The sequence below is a fragment of the Luteibacter sp. E-22 genome, from assembly GCF_049913125.1.
Taxonomy (GTDB): domain Bacteria; phylum Pseudomonadota; class Gammaproteobacteria; order Xanthomonadales; family Rhodanobacteraceae; genus Luteibacter.
In genome coordinates this window covers 396128-414388 of record NZ_CP183975.1, presented here as the reverse complement: position 1 = coordinate 414388, position 18261 = coordinate 396128, and the positions used below count along the sequence as shown (strand labels likewise).

Sequence of the window (18261 nt, the reverse complement as noted above, 5' to 3'; positions counted from 1 at the left end):
GCGAAGGCCTACGATTCCTGCGTGACGCGCAGGACTTCCTCGATCGTCGTGATGCCGGCCACTGCCTTGGCCAGCCCGTCCTCGTACATGGTGCGCATGCCCTCGGCACGCGCCTGGCGCTCGATCTCACCCGCGTCGGCGCGTTGCATCACGAGCCGGCGCAGGGGATCGCTCATCACGAGGAATTCCATGATGGCGCGCCGTCCCCTGTAACCGGTGGGATTGGTCGCGCTCGTGCCGGGTTTCCACAGGCGGATGGGACGCTCGTCGGTGTACTTGTGCAGTTCGAATTGCTCGATCACCTCGGGCAGCGCCTCGTAGGGAATCGCGGTCTCGGGGTCCAGGCGGCGTACCAGTCGCTGCGCGAGGATGCCGTTGACCGTCGAACCGAGCAGGTAGTCCTCCACGCCCATGTCGAGCAGGCGGGTGATACCACCCGATGCGCTGTTCGTGTGCAGCGTGGAGAGCACCAGATGGCCGGTGAGCGCGGACTGGATCGCGATGCGGCAGGTTTCCAGGTCGCGCATTTCGCCGATCATGATGACGTCCGGGTCCTGGCGGACGATCGAGCGCAGGGCGCCGGTGAAGTCGAGCCCGATCTGCGGCTTGACCTGGATCTGGTTGATGCCCTCGATCTGGTATTCGACCGGGTCCTCGACCGTGATGATCTTCACGTCGGGCGTGTTGATCTGCGAAAGGGCCGTGTACAGCGTGGTCGTCTTGCCCGAGCCCGTGGGACCGGTGACCAGGAGGATACCATGCGGCCGGTCGAGCACCTCGACGAAGCGACCACGGAAATGGTCGGTGAAGCCGAGCGAGGCGAAGTCGAACACCACCGATTCGCGGTCGAGGATACGCATCACCACCGATTCGCCGAAGCTGGTCGGCACGGTGGAGACGCGAAGGTCGAGTTCCTTGCCCTGCACACGCAACTGGATGCGTCCATCCTGCGGCAGGCGCCGCTCGGCGATGTTGAGGCGCGCCATGATCTTCACGCGCGAGATAACCGCCGCCGTGGAACTGGATGGCGGCGCCTCCACCTCATGCAGGACGCCGTCGATGCGGTAGCGCACCTTGAGCCGATTCTCGAACGGTTCGATGTGCACGTCCGACGCCCGCTGCTCCACCGCGCGTTGCAGGATCAGATTGACCAGCCGGATCACCGGCGCCTCGGACGCGAGGTCGCGCAGGTGCTCGACGTCGTCTTCCACGGCGGCGTTGCCGTCCAGGCTCTCGACGATGCTGCCCATCGCGGAGCGGCCCTGGCCGTAATAACGTTCGATGAGATCGTCGATCTCGGAGCGCAGGCCGACGCGCAGCGGGATGTCACGCCCGGTCGCCAGCCGCACGGCCTGTAGGGGATACGGATCGGCGGGATCGGCCACGAGCAGGACGACGCCGTCATCGCCGTCGCGGACGGGAACCACGTGGTATTGCTTGAGGAAACGGAGCGAGAGCTCCGTATCGGTGGGGGGCAGTTCCGGCGCGTCCTTCGCCGCGAGCAAGGGCAGGCCGAGCAGGTCGGTCCACGCATCGGCGAGATCGCGCTCTGAAACCAGGCCGAGCCGCGCCATCAGCGCCGTGAGCGTGCCCTCCGGCGTTTCGTCGTGCAGGCGGCGGGCCCGCGCAAGGTCGGCATCCTTGAGCCGGCCATGCGCGACGAGGTGCGCACACACCTGGACTTCTCCCGGTTCCCCGGTAAGCATGTCCCTATGCTCGGTCATCGCAGACATGCCATCTCCATCACGGTCCGTTGATTACGTCGTCCGGCCGATCGTTCCTGACCGGACGGGCCGCTATTGGTAGCACATACCGTGCGTCGACGGCGACCGCGATCGCTTCGTTTCGCGACTCGGCGCAACGAACGAAAGCCGGCGTTTCCACCGGCTTCAAGGACTTGGCGGCGCCTTGTAGGCGCCGCCCGGGTTGTTTTACCAGCCCACGCCTACACCAACACCGCCGGAGGTCTCACCGCCGCTTACGGCGGCACCGAAGGTGAGACTGGCGTTGGACGAGAGGCTGCGCGAGTAGCCGACCGACAGGGCGCCCTGACCCTTGTATCCGCCCACGCCCACGCCGAGCCGGTTGTCGCCGTTGACGCCCTGGGTGCTGAAGGCCATCTGCGACATCGCCGCCCCCATCGCGCCCACCTTGTTAAGGCGGTCGTTGAGGTTGCTGAAGCGGCGATCCACCGTGCGCTTGTACTCGTCGAACGCCCCGCCACTGACCACGTCGCCGAACTTCTGGTCGGTATAGGCCTTGGCGCTGCTCAGGGTCGCGGCATCGCCCTGGTCGGAGTAGGACTTCGCGGTGGCGACGGCCTGGTCGACCTGGCTCACGTTGGCCGCGTCGGTCGGCGCCGTCCCGGCGGCGACGTTGGTCACCCGCCGCTCCGCCCCCGCGCTGCCCACGGAGACGGTGTTGGGCTGGTCGGCCACGGAATTGGCACCGAGCGCGACGCTGTTGGTCGCCGCCGCCGTGACCGTGGCACCCGTTCCCACGGCGGTGCCATTGTCGGCGCCGACGCTTGCATTGGTGCCGACGGCCAGGTCGGTGGGGTCCTTCGCATAGCTGCCGGTCCCGATGGCGGTGCCGTTACCCGTTCCGTCGACAACGGCGGCGGTGACCGGTACGGCTGCCGCTTGCACCGGGGCAGCCGCATCCTGCGCGGCCATCGGGGCCGCGACGCCGGCATTGGCGACCGATGCCGACATGACGCTGTTGCGCCGCACCGGCGCCGTTCCCGGAAGGGTGCTCCCGCCGGAACCGGACTCCAGCTGATTCACCCGGGTGTCCAAGGAGGACAACGCGCCGTCGAGCGCACCCACCGCATCGCCGACCGTGCTGTAGGAACCGCCCTGTACGCGATACACCGGCCCGACAAAGCCAGTGGCGCCCATCGTCGCCCCACCCCCCAGGGCCATCGCCACCGCATTGCCGGTGACGCTGGACGTGCCGGCAAAGGCACCCGACAGCGCCGTGTTCAACTGGCTCAGGTTCACCGCGTCGGTCGCCTGTGTACCGGCGGCCACGTTGGTGATCTGGCGATTGTTGCTTCCGCTGCCGACCGAGACCGTATTCGCCCGCGTCGCCAGCGACCCGCTGCCCAGGGCCACCGAATTCGCCGCCAGCGCACGCGCGCTGTCGCCGATCGCCGTGGCACCGGCCGCGCCGGCATTGGCGAAGGCACCTACCGCCGTCGCGGATTCCTTGCTCGCCGTGGCGAAGGCGCCGCTGGCGGTGGATAGATCGCCGGTGGCGCCGCTTCCCGCACCGGTGGCCGTGGCGAGCGTGCCCGTCGCACTGGCATCGTCGGAACCGTCGCCCGCACCCGTGGCCGACACGTAATGACGGGCACTGGCCACACTGTCGGACAACTGGGTCAGCTGATCGACATTGACAGCATCGCTGCCCTGCTCGCCCGCGGCCACGTTGGTGATCTGGCGCTCGCTGCCGCGCGCGCCCACCGACACCGTACCCGCGCGATCGGCAAGGGCGTTGGAGCCGATGGCCACGCTATCCGCCGCGGTGGCCGTCGCGTTGGCCCCAAGGGCGACGCTGGCGGCGCCGCGCGCGGTGGAGAAATCGCCCACCGCGACACTGCTCGCGCCGGATGCCCAGCTGTTGATGCCCAGTGCCGTGGCATTGGCGCCCGGCGCATAGGCGAAGTAACCCACCGCCGTGCTACCCACGCCCTCGGCTCCCGCGATGGCACCCAGTGCCGTGGCGAAGTCGGCGGTGGCTTGCGCGCCGGCACCGAACGCCGCCGCGCTGTCGCCGGTCGCGCCGGTATAGATGAGTCCGACGCCGGCGAGATTGCTCGGCCCACCGACCGCGACCGAACCGGCACCCGAGGCCGTGGTGGAGGTACCCACCGCGGTCGCATAATCACCGGTCGCATTGGCCACCGCGCCCAACGCCGTGGATTGCGCACCGCTGGCGTAGGCGCCGACGCCGGCCGAGGTCGCCGCGAAACCGGCGGCCTGCGAACTGGCGCCGACCGCCGTGCCGCCTACGCCGGCACTGGTCGCGCCGGTGTCGACCGGGTTGCCATTGCCATCGGCGATCAGCGGGTTGCCGTCCTCGTCCACGGCGTTTCCACCCACCGCGACACTGCCCGCGCCTGTCGCCTGCGCGCCCGCACCGAAGGCGGCCGCGTTTTGGCCGCTGGCCGTGCTGCCATAGCCGGTTGCGGTCGCGAACTGGTTCGCGGCCACCGCACCGGAACCGGTAGCCGTGGCGCCGGAGCCGGCCGCCAGGGCGCCCGAACCGGAAGCGGTGGCGTAATCGCCGCTCGCCTGTGCGTCGTCGCTGCCGTCGCCCAGGCCATTCGCCTTGAAGTAATGACTTGCATCGCCGACGCTGGTGGCCAGCGAATCCAGCTGCCCCTTGTTCACCGCGTCGGTGGCTTCGGTACCGGCCGCGACGTTGGTGACCTGCCGCTCACTGCCGACATCGCCGACCGAAACGGTATTCGCCCGATCGTTGAAGGAGCCCGCTCCGAGGGCCACGGAGTTCGCCGCCGCGGCGATCGCCGATTCGCCAACCGCCGTGCTGCTCGCGCCATCCGCGTAGCTGTTCCAGCCCAGGGCGGTCGCATAGTCCGCCGTGGCCCATGCGCCCGTGCCGAAGGCGGACGAGGCATAACCCGAAGCTTGCGCCGGTATCAGGCCGAAGAACGTGCTGCCACCGACGGCGACACTTTCGTCGCCCGTGGCTTGCGCGCTTTCGCCCACGGCCACGCTGCTCGCCCCGGTCGCGGCACTCTGCGTGCCGATCGCCGTCGACAGATCGCCGATCGCGTTGGCGACCGCGCCCACCGCCGTCGCCTGCGCGCCACTGGCGTACGCACCCACGCCGAACGACGACGCGGCGAAGCCGCCCGCTTGTGAACTCGCGCCGACCGCCGTACCGCCGACGCCCGCGCTCGTCGCGCCAGTATCGACCGGCACGCCGCCATTGGTGATCAGCGGGTTGCCCTCTTCATCCACCGCGACGCCGCCGACGGCGACGCTACCTGGACCGTTGGCCTGCGCACCGGCACCGTAAGACGCGCTGTTCTGTCCGGACGCGACGCTGCCATATCCCGTAGCCGTCGCATTGACACCCGTGGCAACCGCACCGCTACCGTTGGCCGTGGCACCCGTTGCACCCGCGAATGCGCCCGAACCCGAAGCGGTGGCGAAATCGCCGACCGCCTGTGCATCGTCGCTACCGTCACCCAGGCCATTCGCCTTGAAGTAATGACTTGCGTCGCCGACGCTGGTGGCCAGCGAATCCAGCTGTCCTTTGTTCACCGCGTCGGTGGCTTCGGTACCGGCCGCCACGTTGGTGACCTGCCGCTCGCTGCCCACGTCGCCGACCGACACCGTGTTGTCGCGATCCGCATACGAACCCTGGCCCAGCGCCACCGAGTTCTCGCCGATCGCCCATGCATTCGCGCCCAGCGCCGTGCCGCCGTTGCCCAACGCCCAGCTGCCCGCGCCGATCGCCACCGCGTTCGCGCTCTCGATGCCGAACAGACCGAAGCCCGTCTCGGCGTAGTTGCCGATCGCCACGCTGCCCTCGCCCGCCGCGCTCGCGCCACCGCCGATCGCCGTCGCGCCGCTGCTATAGGCCGCCGAACCGTAGCCCGTGGCCACCGACAGGTCACCATCGGCAAAGGCCTGCGCGCCGTTCGCCACCGCGCCCGCACCGGATGCCTGTGCGAGGAAACCGCTCGCCGTCGACTGCTCGCCTTGCGCGAACGCCGCCGTGCCCAAGGCCGTGGCGAACTGGCCTTCCGCCTGCGCGCTCGCGCCCACCGCCGTCGCGGCCAGGCCCGAGGCCGTCGCCGGACCGACCGCTTCGCCGGTCGCCGTGTACGTGATCAACGGATTGCCATCTTCGTCCAGCGCCTGCCCGCCGATCGCCGTCGCGCCGTTGGCCGAAGCCTGCGCACCGGAACCGTAGGCCGCGCTGTTCTGTCCCGATGCCACCGAGCCATAGCCCGTCGCCGTGGCGAAATCGGCGTTCGTGCTCGCGCCGCTGCCGATAGCGGAAGAACCGGTGCCTTGCGCTATCGCGCCTTGTCCCACGGCCGTCGTGTAATCGCCGCTGGCGAAACTGCCCGCACCGAAGCCCGACGCGCCGTAACCGCTGGCGATGGCGCCATGGCCGTTCGCCGTCGACTCGTCACCGATGGCCATGCTGCTTTCGCCGGTCACCGTGGAACCGCTACCCGTGACCGACGTATTCGCGCCCACCGCCGTGCTGTTTTCGCCATCGATGCTGGAGCTGGCGCCCAGGCCCGTCGCGTTGTTGCCGCTGATGGAAGTGTTGCTGCCGTAGGCCGAGGCGTTGTCGCCCCAGACGAAGGAGTTGGTACCGACCGTCGTCGTCTGCACGCCGATGGCACGGCTAAGGAAGCCGACCGCGACCGCGCCGACATCGAGCGCACCGGCGTTCGCACCCACTGCCGTGGCATTGAGATGATCGGCCGTGCTCGACCAACCGATCGCCGTGCTGTAATCGGCCGTGCCCCATGCGCCTGCGCCGAAGGCCGACGCGCCGATACCGCTTGCGATCGTCGGAATGAAGCCGCCGTAGGCCGTGCCACCCACCGCCACGCTTTCCTCGCCCGTCGCCTGCGACGATTCACCCACGGCGACACTGCTCGCACCGGTCGCCGCGCTCTGCGTACCCACGGCCGTCGAGTAATCGCCGATCGCGTTGGCGACCGCGCCCACCGCCGTCGCCTGCGCGCCACTGGCGTACGCACCCACGCCGAACGACGACGCGGCGAAGCCACCGGCCTGCGCACTCGCGCCGACCGCCGTGCCACCGACCGCGGCCGTCGTGGCCGCCGTGTCGACCGGAACACCCTGGTTGGTCACCAGCGGATCGCCGTCCTCATTCACGGCGACACCGCCGACCGCGACGCTGCCCGGACCGTTGGCCTGCGCACCGGCACCGTAAGACGCGCTGTTCTGTCCCGTGGCGACACTTCCGCTGCCGGTCGCCGTCGCATTCGATCCCGTGGCGACCGCGCCGCTGCCGAACGCACTCGCACCGTCGGCACCCGCATAAGCGCCCGAGCCCGACGCTGTCGCATACTGCCCCGTGGCCTGCGCGTCATCGGAACCATCGCCCAGCCCGTTGGCTTTGAAATAGTGGCTGGCATCGCTCACACCACTGGCGACGGCATCGAGCTGTCCCTTGTTCACCGCGTCGGTGGCCTCGGTACCGGCCGCCACGTTGGTGACCTGCCGCTCGCTGCCCACGTCGCCGACCGAGACCGTGTTGTCGCGATCCGCGTACGAACCCTGGCCCAGCGCCACCGAGTTCTCACCGATCGCCCATGCATTCGCGCCTAGCGCCGTGCCGCCGTTACCCAGCGCCCAGCTGCCCGCGCCGATCGCCACCGCGTTCGCGCTCTCGATGCCGAACAGACCGAAGCCCGTCTCGGCGTAGTTGCCGATCGCCACGCTGCCCTCGCCCGCCGCGCTCGCGCCACCGCCGATCGCCGTCGCGCCGCTGCTATAGGCCGCCGAACCGTAGCCCGTGGCCACCGACAGGTCACCATCGGCAAAGGCCTGCGCGCCGTTCGCCACCGCGCCCGCACCGGATGCCTGTGCGAGGAAACCGCTCGCCGTCGACTGCTCGCCTTGCGCGAACGCCGCCGTGCCCAAGGCCGTGGCGAACTGGCCTTCCGCCTGCGCGCTCGCGCCCACCGCCGTCGCGGCCAGGCCCGAGGCCGTCGCCGGACCGACCGCTTCGCCGGTCGCCGTGTACGTGATCAACGGATTGCCATCTTCGTCCAGCGCCTGCCCGCCGATCGCCGTCGCGCCGTTGGCCGAAGCCTGCGCACCGGAACCGTAGGCTGCGCTGTTCTGTCCCGATGCGACGGCGCCATAGCCAGTAGCCGTGGCGAACTGCTGCGTCGCCACCGCACCAGAGCCGAACGCGCTCGCGCCCGTCGCACCGGCGTAGGCACCCGAGCCGGAGGCCGTGGCGAAATCGCCCGTAGCCTGCGCATCGTCGCTGCCATCGCCGGCGCCGTTCGCCTTGAAGTAATGCGTGGCGTCGCTGACATCGTCCGCAAGCTGGTTCACCTGCGTCGATACACCGTCGACACGGGTGGACAGCGTATCCACGCGAGCCGACACACCGCCAACCGACGACGAGACCTTGTCCAGCTGCCGCTTGTTGACCGCATCGGTCGCCTGCGTGCCGTCGGCGACGTTCACCAGCTGACGCTCTTCGTTGATCTTGCCGATCGATACCGAATTGGCGCGATCCGCGATCGATCCGTCACCGAGGGCGACGGAATTCTTCGCCGTGGCGCGCGAATCCGTGCCGAATGCCGAACTGGCCGATCCGCTCGCATAGGAGGACTCGCCGACCGCGACACTGTCCGTACCGACGGCGCGGGCGTTCTGGCCCAGCGCCGTCGCATAGATACCGGTGGACTGCGCGTTCTGTCCCAATGCGACGCTATAGGCGCCGCTGCTGTTCGCCGCCGTGCCGACCGCCGTGCTGTAGTCGCCCGCGGCCTTGCTGGACGTGCCGCAGGCGAACGCATCGTCGCCCTTGGCGACCGGCGCCTTGCCCTGGATGCCGAACAGGTAGCCACCGCATACGTTGCCTGCGTGCGCCGGCGCGCTGCCCAGCGCCAGCATCGCGCCGGCAGCCAGTGGCAGCGCGGCCAATGCGGCACGCACGCGTCGCGACGCACCACCCTTGCCTCTGGCCCGGGCCAGTTCCGAAGCCACGACCAGAATCCCGAGCGTCTTGTTCCAGACCTTGCTGTAGATGGTGTTCACGTCAGCCTTCCTCCCAGATGTCCGCATGTGAGCGATCGATGCGCGGGCGCGCGGCGCGCTGCCCTCCGCCAGTCCGTCGCGACCGCGGCGGACGATGTATCCCCATGGCCGGCGCAGGCGCCGGCCGCTCGAACGTGTTCGGTGTGTGTGTCCCTCGCCCGCATGGCGGGCGCGTCACGGTCGAGGCCCCGGCGAACCGGGGCCTCTTCCATGTCATGCGTCAGAGCGTGTACGCACCCAGGACGCTTACGCCCGAGTACGCCTTGACTCCCTTCACGGTCAGCGTCCACGTACCGGCCGCCGGCTTGCCGGCGGTGAACGGTTCGCTGTTGCCCGGACGGTTCGGCTGGTCCTTCACCTTGCCGCTGGGATCGGTCACCGAGATCGACACGTCGCCCGAGCCACCGAAGGTACGCAGGGTCAGCGTCTTCGCGTTGGCCGGTACCGTCAGCAGGTAGACGGTGCTCGCGCCGGCCGCACCCTTCTGGTTGCCCAGAGCGGTGTTGTTGCTCAACACGATGCCCGGAGGTGCGGGCGGCGGACCCCACGCGTCGTACTGCGACTGCGTTTCCGCGTCGGAGAAGCACGCGTTGAGGCTGGTGGCCTGGCCTGCCGAGATCAGCCCGTCGGTGGCGAGCTGGCCGGCATAGGCATGCACGGCTGCGCGGTAGTCACCGACACTCGCGGCGGCACCCGCGAGGATCTGGGCGTTGGCGATCACGTTGGCGCCGATGATCACGCCACCCGGCACGAGGGTCGGGATGCCGGTATCGCAGGTGAGCAACTTCTGCGACGTGCGGTTGAGGCCCCAGCCGATGTCCTGGAACAGCGCGGGCGTCAGGTCGACGTCGATCTGGCCGACGAGGTCCTGGCTGATCGCGTATTCCATGATCGCGTTCGGGGTCAGGCGCGTGTCGTAGTGCGAGAACGACGAGCCCTGGGCAAGCACGGTCGGCGCATACAGCTGGACGTTGCCCTGAGCGTCGGTGCCGGCGAGGCCGGTACCCGTACCCACGGCACCGGTCAGGCCTGTGAGGTTCGCCTTCAGCTTGTTGCCGTCGACCTGGCTCACCGCGATCACCGGGATGTTCACCGGCGAGGCAGGCGTGCCTCCCGGCGTGATCGCGCCGGCCTGGTTGTTCGCGATGAGCACGGCGGAAGCGCCAGCCGCCTGCGCGTTGAGCGTTTTCACGGTGAAGTCGCAGGTGCCGCGATCGATCAACGCGATCTTGCCGGCGATCGCCGAGCCGTTGGTGATCGCCGCGCAACCATCGGCGGGAGAAGCCTGGGCCACGCTGCCGGTGAAGTTGGACGATGTCGCCGTCGGGCCGAACGCGGCCTGCGAATAACCGTAGTCGCCCGCCGCCGCGGCCGGTGCCGTCACGCGGAAGACATTCGGCGTGCCGAGAGCCAGAGGCGCTTCCGCCTTCACGGTGGCGCCGGTGAACACGAGCTTGCCGTCGTCCAGCGCCGCCGTGACGCGCTGCGCCGGCGTGAGGTCGTACCACTTCTTCATCTGCGTGTCGTTGAAGACGAAGGTGGAATAGATGTCCGGACGCGCGACGCCGTCGTCGCCGACATACGGCGAACCGGTGGTCAGGCTGTTGAAGCCGGAGAAGCCCAGGCCATGGGCCATTTCGTGGAGCACGACGTTGAGGAAGTTGATCGAGCCCGCCGGCGTCTTGCCATCCAGGCCGAAGTACCAGCGCGAACCCTCCAGGCATCCGGGCGTTCCCAGTGCACCGTTGAACTGGCTCTGGATGTCGGCTTCGCCCGGCACGCCGTCTTCGTGGGTCAGGGCATCGAACAGCGCGGAGTGGTACCAGGTGTTGCGCACGGCACCGGGTGGCAACGTGCTGGTGTCGTCGAAATAGAAGATGTACGTGGTACCGGAGGAACCGAGCACGCCCGAGGTGGCATCGCACGACAACGGCTCGAAGGTCGCGTTGTTCACGATCGTCACGTCGCTCTGCAACACGGCGCCCCAGATATCGGCGGCGAACTGGTAGACGTTCAGCGCCTGCTTGCCGACGGTGGTGCCGGGATTGCCGCCGACCGGGGCGGCTGGCGTCGGGTCGTCGAGACCCTGGCCGGTGCCGACGTCCTGGTTGACGATCTTGATCTCGGCGGCCTGGGCACCGACCGTGGCGAAGAGGCCGGCGGCGGCGAGCGCGGTAAAGAGGAGGCTGCGGCGGATCATCGGGTCACCTCCGGCGCCTTCGGCGCGGCCTGCACGCCGTGGTCGTCGTGATGCACGCTCAACGTACCGTCAGGCGCGCGTTCGGCCACGACGCTGCTCATCAGTTCCTGCGGCACGCGCACGGCCTTGGCGCGGACGCCGTTGCCGAGGCTCACCGTGCGGAACGTGGATTTCGCATCGGCCGCCGTGCGCGGCTGCGCCGAGAGCGAGGAAGCCCGGCTGGAGCGGACCTGGAAGGCCTTCGAAAGCGCCGCGCGTTCGGCCGCCGTCGGCTCGCGGAGGCGGCCGGTCGAAGGATCGATAGCGACCTGGACGCCCTGGACCATGACGGTCTGCGGCTGGGTCGCGTGCGGCGTGTCGGCGGCATGTGCCGCTCCCGCCACCGTGAAGATGCCCGTCAGCACGAGACCCAAGGCCTGTGCCAGTGATCGTGAAGTCATTACCCATACCTCCCTAGTGCGGCGCCGGGACCCCTCCCTGCACGCCCACCGGCGAAGACCCCCTCGCCGGCGTAAACACTCGAGGATTCGACGTTCCCCTCAACGCCAATCCCTGCCCGCCGGCGCGCAAGCGCCAGCGGTGACGATTCATGACGTGGTGTTGCCCCAGTGCGCGGCCTTGCCGCGGCGACATGGTGCGATCGAACGATTTACCATCTGCACTACCCCTTACCCGTGGTACTGCTGGCGGACGGCCGATTGCCGGTCGTCATCCCTTTTGATGTCCTGGCGGACGTCCCCTGCGAAAAGGTCGAATAGATCCTTCTTGCGCCCTCCTGCGCGTCGTCTTATTGACGGCGGTCGTTGGAACGTAGCAGCAGGAAAATGCGAACGTCAATCGTTTGACGCAAATTCCCGTGTTATCCAAACCTGCGTGCGGGAAACCCCGTGCAAACGATGATCGGACGCCTGGATAAGTTTTCAATTCATAGCCTTGCGCGACAATAACGTCCTGTTACATCTCTAAAACAACGAGCTCAAAGCGAAAAAAATCATGGACTTGATCGATATCGGCGCCAACCTCACCCACGATTCCTTTCGTCAAGATCTTGACGATGTGCTGGCCCGCGCGACCACCCACGGCGTAGGGAAGATGATCGTCACCGGCGCTTCACGTGAAGGCAGCACGCACGCCCTCGAACTCGCCCGCGCCCATTCCGGACGCCTCTACGCGACCGCCGGGGTGCACCCCCACCACGCGATCGACTACGACGAGGAAACCCATGCGCTGCTGCGCCGGCTCGCGAAGGAGCCGGAAGTTCGTGCGGTCGGTGAAACCGGATTGGACTACAACCGCAACTATTCGCCGAGGGATGTCCAGCGGGAGGTGTTCGAACGTCAACTTGAGATTGCCGTCGAGGTGGGGAAGCCCTTGTTCCTCCACCAGCGCGACGCCCACCACGACTTCCTCGCCATCCTGAAGCGGTATCGCGACCGCGTCCCCGCGGCCGTGGTGCATTGCTTCACCGATACCGGCGAAGCACTGCGCGACTACCTCGACCTGGACTGCCACATCGGCATCACCGGCTGGATCTGCGACGAACGCCGGGGTGCGCACCTGCGCGAGTTGGTGAGGATGATTCCAGCGAACCGGCTGATGCTGGAAACCGATGCGCCCTACCTGCTCCCACGCACGATCCGGCCCATGCCGAAGGATCGTCGCAACGAGCCGATGTACCTGGCGCACATCCGCGACGAAGTGGCGAAGGACCGCGGCGAAACGCGCGAAGCATTGACCGAAGCAAGCGTGCGCACGACGGAAGCCTTCTTCCAACTCGCCACCTGACCGCTCGCTCCCCTGGTGGGAGCCGATCCATGGAAGATGGCCTTGACCTGGTGGGAGCCGAACTTGTCGGCGATCCCGCGGCAGCGGGCCAGGTCACGGCAAGCACCCATCGCCGACAGAGTCGGCTCCCACCAGAGCGGGTTCACGCCACAGCGCGCTCCCACCCTGTCGCTGGACCCTCAGCCTGAGTGCAGCCCGGTCAGCGCCGCCTCGGCGAGGTCCACCTCGCGCAACAACGCTTGCAAGGTTTCATCGTTGATCTCGTGGCTGCGGCGTAGCGCATACAGCTCAAGCCGCTCCGCACGTAGCGCGGCCAGCCGCATCACGCGTTCCGTGCCCGCCTCGGCGCGCGCCTTCTCCGGCACGTCGCCTTCCTCGCCCGCTGCTTCGAGCCTCTGCTGGTAATCCGCCATGACGCGGGCGGCGACGCGCGAGGCCAGAACCACGGCATTTTCGTCGCCGTCGGCCTCCACGCGCTGCTGTTCGCCCGCGATGCCGCGCAACGCCGCCTCCGCGGCCAGCGCCCGCGCCTTGCGCTCCTCGCGCACACGCGGATCTTCGCCGGGAATCTTCAACCCCTTCACCGACAGCGGTAGACCGATCGCACCGAACAGCAGCGTGCAAAGAATGACGCCGGTGGCGAGGAGGATCATCAGGTCGCGCACGGGGAACGGCACGCTATCGCTTTTCATCAGCGGCAACGAAAGCACGCCGGCCATGGTGATGGCCCCACGTACACCCGCCAATGCCGTGGTCCAGACCAGCCGCGTGCCCACCTTCGGACGCTTATCCCCGCGATGCAGCGCACGCATCAGCATGAAGCGCAGCGACACCCACACCCAGATGAAACGCAACACGACGAGCGCCAGGGTGATGGCGATCACATACGCGGGAAGGTGCCACATCGGCCCGCCACCCGCCTGGACCAGGTCGTTCTTCGCGCCGTCGACGATGCCAGGTAACTGCAGGCCGAGCAGGAGGAAGATCAGCCCGTTGAAGATGAATTCGACCATCGACCACACCGCGCCGTTCTGCATGCGCGTCGCGACATAGCCGCCCTTCAGCACATCGGTGTAGTTCATGGTCATGCCCGCTGCGACAGCGGCGAGGATGCCGGACACGCCGAAATGTTCCGCGAGCAGATAAGCGGCAAAGGGGAGCAAGAGCAACAAGGCCACTTGGCTCGCCGGGTCGACCTCGTCGCTCCATCGCACGAGGCGCCGGCGGAAGATACCGAACATATAGCCGACAAAGGCGCCGGCTGCCACGCCGCCCAACGCCATCACGGCGAAGTCGCCTGCCGCCGTCGCGAGCGAGAACCGGCCCGTGAGTTCCGCCGCTACCGCGAATTGCAACACCACGAGGCCTGAAGCATCGTTGAGCAACGCCTCGCCAGAAAGGATGTGCATCAGGCGAGGCGGTATCGTCGAGCCGCCGGTGATCGATGTCACCGCCACCGCGTCCGTCGGCGACAAGACCGCCGCGAGGGCGAATGCCACCGCGAGTGGGACGGTGGGAATCATCCAGTGCACGAAATAGCCGATACCGAGGATGGTGAAGAACACCAGTCCGATGGCGAGCGCGAGGATCGGACCGCGCAACAGGAACAATTCGCGCTTCGGGATTCGCCAGCCATCGGCGAACAGCAACGGCGGAATGAAGAGCAGGAAGAACAGCTCGTGGTCGAATTCCACGTGCATGCCGAATGGCCGCGCCAGCAGGGCCCCCAAGGCGATCTGCAGCAGGGGCAACGGCAGCTTCACCGGCAGGACACGGACGACCGCCCCGGAAAGGGCGACGACCAGGAGAAGCACGAGGATGGTAATGACGAGATCCATCGCGCGACGCTAACCGGGGCGGGACGGACAGGCAACCGATGACAGGGCTTTTGTCCCCGGAAAGCAGTGAAAATTTTTCGTTCCTCATGAAGACTTTTTCATCTTCGCCTTAACGCGCCGCGCATATTCCTGCGCCATCCACGCGGACAACCGCACTCCTCCGCCACGTCGGCCTTGCGATCCGGGCATCCAGCCCTTGCGCCCCCTGCGCGCGCAAGAGGGACAAGAACTTCCGTTCATGCAACTCGCATTGAGTGCCGATGTCGGCCGGGCGTAGTTTGCGTTCGCTTGTTGCAGTTTCGTTAACGGCGATACGCGGCGCATCGATGCGGAGGAGATCGACGCCATACAGGGGCCCGGACGGCCATCACGTGAACCACTCCGTTCCGTTCGTCGAGGGATGACGGGACGACTTGAAGCATTTGGCCAATGGCCGGGGAGATCACCATGGATTCGCGTCACTCAATGGAGCGCACCAGGCGGCGCTCGTTATCGTTCGCCATCGCGCTCGGCCTTGGCCTGGTCGCCACGGGCGCCCTTGCGCAGAGCACCGTCGGCGCCGTCTACGGCACCGCCGATGCGGGGGCGCAGGTCACCGCCACCAACACGGGAAGCGGGCTGAGCCGTTCCGCCACCGTCGGCAACGATGGCCGTTTCAACATCTCGTCCTTGCCGCCGGGTGACTACAAGATCACCTCCACCAAGGGTGGCCAGAGCTCCACGCGTGACATCCAGATCGTCGCCGGGCAGGGCTTCAACCTGAACCTCGCCGCCGGTAATGCGGCCGGTGCGGCCAATGCGGGTGCCCAGGACCTCACGACCGTGTCGGTCACGGCGAACGCGCTGCCGCCGATCGACATCACCTCGAGCCAGACCAATACGGTCATGACCTCGGAACAGATCAAGCAGCTGCCGCTGGCGCGCAACCAGACCGCCGTGGCCCTGCTCGCGCCGGGCGCGACCAAGGGCGACAGCGCCTTCGGCAACCTGGCCTCCTTCGGTGGCGCGTCCGTCGCCGAAAACAGCTACTACGTGAATGGGTTCAACGTCACCAACTTCTTCCAGAGCCTCACGTATTCGCAGGTTCCGTTCGAAGCGATCGACCAGGAAGAGATCCAGGACGGCGGCTACGGCGCCGAGTATGGCAATTCCACCGGCGGCGTGATCTCGGTGAATACCAAGCGCGGCACGAACGAGTGGAAGGGCGGCGTCGATTTCACCTGGGACCCTTACCAGTTCCAGGCCAAGCAGCCCAACATCTACCTGCAGAACGGCAGCCTGCTGCAGAACAACCGGCACAACAGCAACTACGTGGTCGGCAACAACAACAGCGGCAACGCCACCGACTTCGGCCAGCGCTGGAACGCATGGCTGGGCGGTCCGCTGATCAAGGACAAGCTGTTCATGTTCGCCCTCGTCGGCGGCACGCGCACGGCCGACGAACACTACGGGGACTCCTCGGGTAGCGGCAACTTCAACAAGACCACGATCAAGGACCCGCGCTACCTGGTAAAGCTGGACTGGAACATCAACGAGAGCAACATCCTCGAATACACCGGCTTCAGCGACAGCAGCACGCAGCAGCAGAGCATCTATGGATACAGCTACGACGCCGATGGGCAACCGCATCGTGGCGACTACCTCGGCCAGGTCTACGACAAGACCGGCGGGATGAACAACATCCTGAAGTACACCAGTTACATCACCGACGACTTCACGATATCGGCGCAGTACGGCAAGAGCACCAACCGGCGCGATGAACGCGCCACCACGGCCGATGGCACGCTGGAAGAGTACGACGGCAATATCTTCAACGCGGCGAACTCGCCCGGTTGCCCGTTGATCGCCGACAACCGCATCCCGGTCAGCAATGGCGGAACCGCCGCACCGCACTGCTCTTTCACCGGCGGCACGCTCACCACGCCCAACGGCGAAGACAAGCGCAATGCCGGTCGCATCGACTTCGAGTATCACATCGGCGACCACGAATTGAAGGCCGGTTGGGCACGCGACCATTTCACCACCGACACCGGCACCGCCTATGAGGGCGGCAGCCGCTGGACGTACATCTCGCAACCGGAAGCCATCCTCGGCCACGCGCCGGGCCTCGATCCGGCGGACAGCGTCGTCGAACAGACCGTGTTCGCCACCGGCGCGAAGGTCGGCATCACGCAGAAGTCGTACTACCTGCAGGACAACTGGCACATCACCGATAACTTCGTCGCCCGCATCGGCGTGCGCAACGACGGCTTTGAGAATACCAACAGCCTCGGCCAGACCTATGTGAAACAGGTGCATAGCTGGCAGCCGCGCCTGGGCTTCTCGTGGGACGTGCATGGCGATTCGACGCTGAAGATCTATGGCAGCGCCGGCGACTACTCGCTACCGCTGGACGGCAACGTGGCCCTGCGCGGTTCGTCGGCCTCGCTGTACCAGAACCAGTACTTCAGCTATACGGGCATCGATCCGGTGACCGGCGCACCCACGGGCCTCGGTGCCTTGCCGGCGGCCTATGCGGCGGCCTTCCCGTCGCGCACGGGCATCATCTACTCGAACGGCGAAGCCGGCGTGGTCCCGAATCCGGGTGCTGTCGCCACCAAGGACCTGAAGCCGTTCAAGCAGCGTGAGTTCATCCTGGGCGCGCAGCAGCAGATCGCCGACTGGACCTTCGGTGCCAAGGCCATCTATCGCAAGGTGCTGACCGGCATCGACGATTCCTGCGACTTCCGTCCGATCGCCAAGGCGGCCAACGCGCAGTACGGGCTCAACCTCGATACCACGAGCCTGACCCCCGCCGATGCCAACGTGCCCGGCTGCTACATCTTCAATCCGGGCAGCTCGGTGACGTTGCGTACGCCGGTGGACGCCACCGGCACGCTCTACAACATCCACTTGCCGGGTGTGGATGTAGGCGAGCCCAAGTACAAGCGCTCCTACCTCGCGCTTCAATTGACCGCCGAGCGCAACTTCGACAACACCTGGTACCTGAAGACGTCGTATGTCTTCTCGCATACGCGGGGCAATGCCGAAGGTGGCGTCGATTCCAGCAACGGCCAGGCCGACACCGGCACGACCGAGTTGTTCGACTATCCGGAGATCATGGCCGGTTCGAACGGCTACCTGCCGAACGACCGCAAGCACACGTTCAAGATCTACGGAGCCTGGCAGATCAACGAGCAGTGGCTCGTCGGCGCCAACGGCGTGTTCCAGACCGGCCGCCCGGAGAACTGCTACGGCCTGAACCCGATCGACTCGCAGGTGGTCGGCGGCTACGGCGCGGGTGCGTACCTCTACTGCGACGGCATGGTGGTCCAGCGCGGCTCGGTCGGCCGTACGCCGAGTTACTGGAACATCGACCTGAACGCGGCGTACAAGCCGGTGTGGGCGAAGGGGCTGACGCTTTCCGCGAACGTCTTCAACGTGTTCAACAAGCAGCACACGACGTCGATCAACGAGGTGGGCGAGGACGACAGCGGCAATTCGCTCTCCGGGAGCACGTACAAGATCCCGACCAGCTTCCAGCAGCCGCGCTATGTGCAGCTGTCCGCCGAGTACGACTTCTCGCTCTGACGCTCCACCACAAGAAGACAACGGCGCGCGCCTCCGGGCGCGCGACCGATGCAACCTCCCCAGA

Annotated in this window: 6 protein-coding genes and 3 pseudogenes; 2 read left to right on the top strand and 7 right to left on the bottom strand. The window is 67.2% G+C overall.

The annotated features are described in order from the left end of the window. Positions 1–8: 8 nt before the first annotated feature. The 6 genes and pseudogenes from gspE to ACN9M2_RS01700 form a co-directional block, all read right to left on the bottom strand. Entirely contained in the window at positions 9–1724 is a 1716-nt protein-coding gene (gene gspE, locus ACN9M2_RS01725; protein WP_426287974.1) for a type II secretion system ATPase GspE, read from the bottom strand. A gap of 207 nt (positions 1725–1931) precedes the next feature. Further along, a pseudogene (locus ACN9M2_RS01720) lies at positions 1932–2336 on the bottom strand (YadA-like family protein); the annotation flags it as partial. A 564-nt stretch (positions 2337–2900) separates the two neighbouring features. Then, a pseudogene (locus tag ACN9M2_RS01715) lies at positions 2901–5582 on the bottom strand (ESPR-type extended signal peptide-containing protein); the annotation flags it as partial. 117 nt (positions 5583–5699) lie between these two features. Further along, positions 5700–8831, bottom strand: a pseudogene (locus ACN9M2_RS01710) (ESPR-type extended signal peptide-containing protein); the annotation flags it as partial. 193 nt (positions 8832–9024) lie between these two features. After that, positions 9025–11004, bottom strand: coding sequence for a PA domain-containing protein (locus ACN9M2_RS01705; protein WP_426286467.1), 1980 nt, complete (start codon positions 11002–11004; stop codon positions 9025–9027). Beyond that, positions 11001–11444, bottom strand: coding sequence for a post-PEP-CTERM-1 domain-containing protein (locus tag ACN9M2_RS01700; RefSeq protein ID WP_426286466.1), 444 nt, complete (start codon positions 11442–11444; stop codon positions 11001–11003). The genes ACN9M2_RS01705 and ACN9M2_RS01700 overlap by 4 nt, the downstream gene beginning before the upstream one ends. Positions 11445–11997: 553 nt before the next feature. Here ACN9M2_RS01700 and ACN9M2_RS01695 point away from each other — a divergent pair. After that, on the top strand, positions 11998–12789 hold the full coding sequence (locus ACN9M2_RS01695) for a TatD family hydrolase (protein ID WP_426286464.1): 792 nt from the start codon (positions 11998–12000) through the stop codon (positions 12787–12789). 179 nt (positions 12790–12968) lie between these two features. On the opposite strand, the gene ACN9M2_RS01690 is transcribed toward ACN9M2_RS01695, so the two are convergent. After that, on the bottom strand, positions 12969–14627 hold the full coding sequence (locus tag ACN9M2_RS01690; RefSeq protein ID WP_426286463.1) for a Na+/H+ antiporter: 1659 nt from the start codon (positions 14625–14627) through the stop codon (positions 12969–12971). A 465-nt stretch (positions 14628–15092) separates the two neighbouring features. Between ACN9M2_RS01690 and ACN9M2_RS01685 the strand changes: the two genes are divergently transcribed. Continuing rightward, a complete protein-coding gene (locus tag ACN9M2_RS01685) occupies positions 15093–18197 on the top strand; it encodes a carboxypeptidase regulatory-like domain-containing protein (protein ID WP_426286462.1) in 3105 nt (1034 codons plus the stop codon). Positions 18198–18261 lie beyond the last annotated feature (64 nt).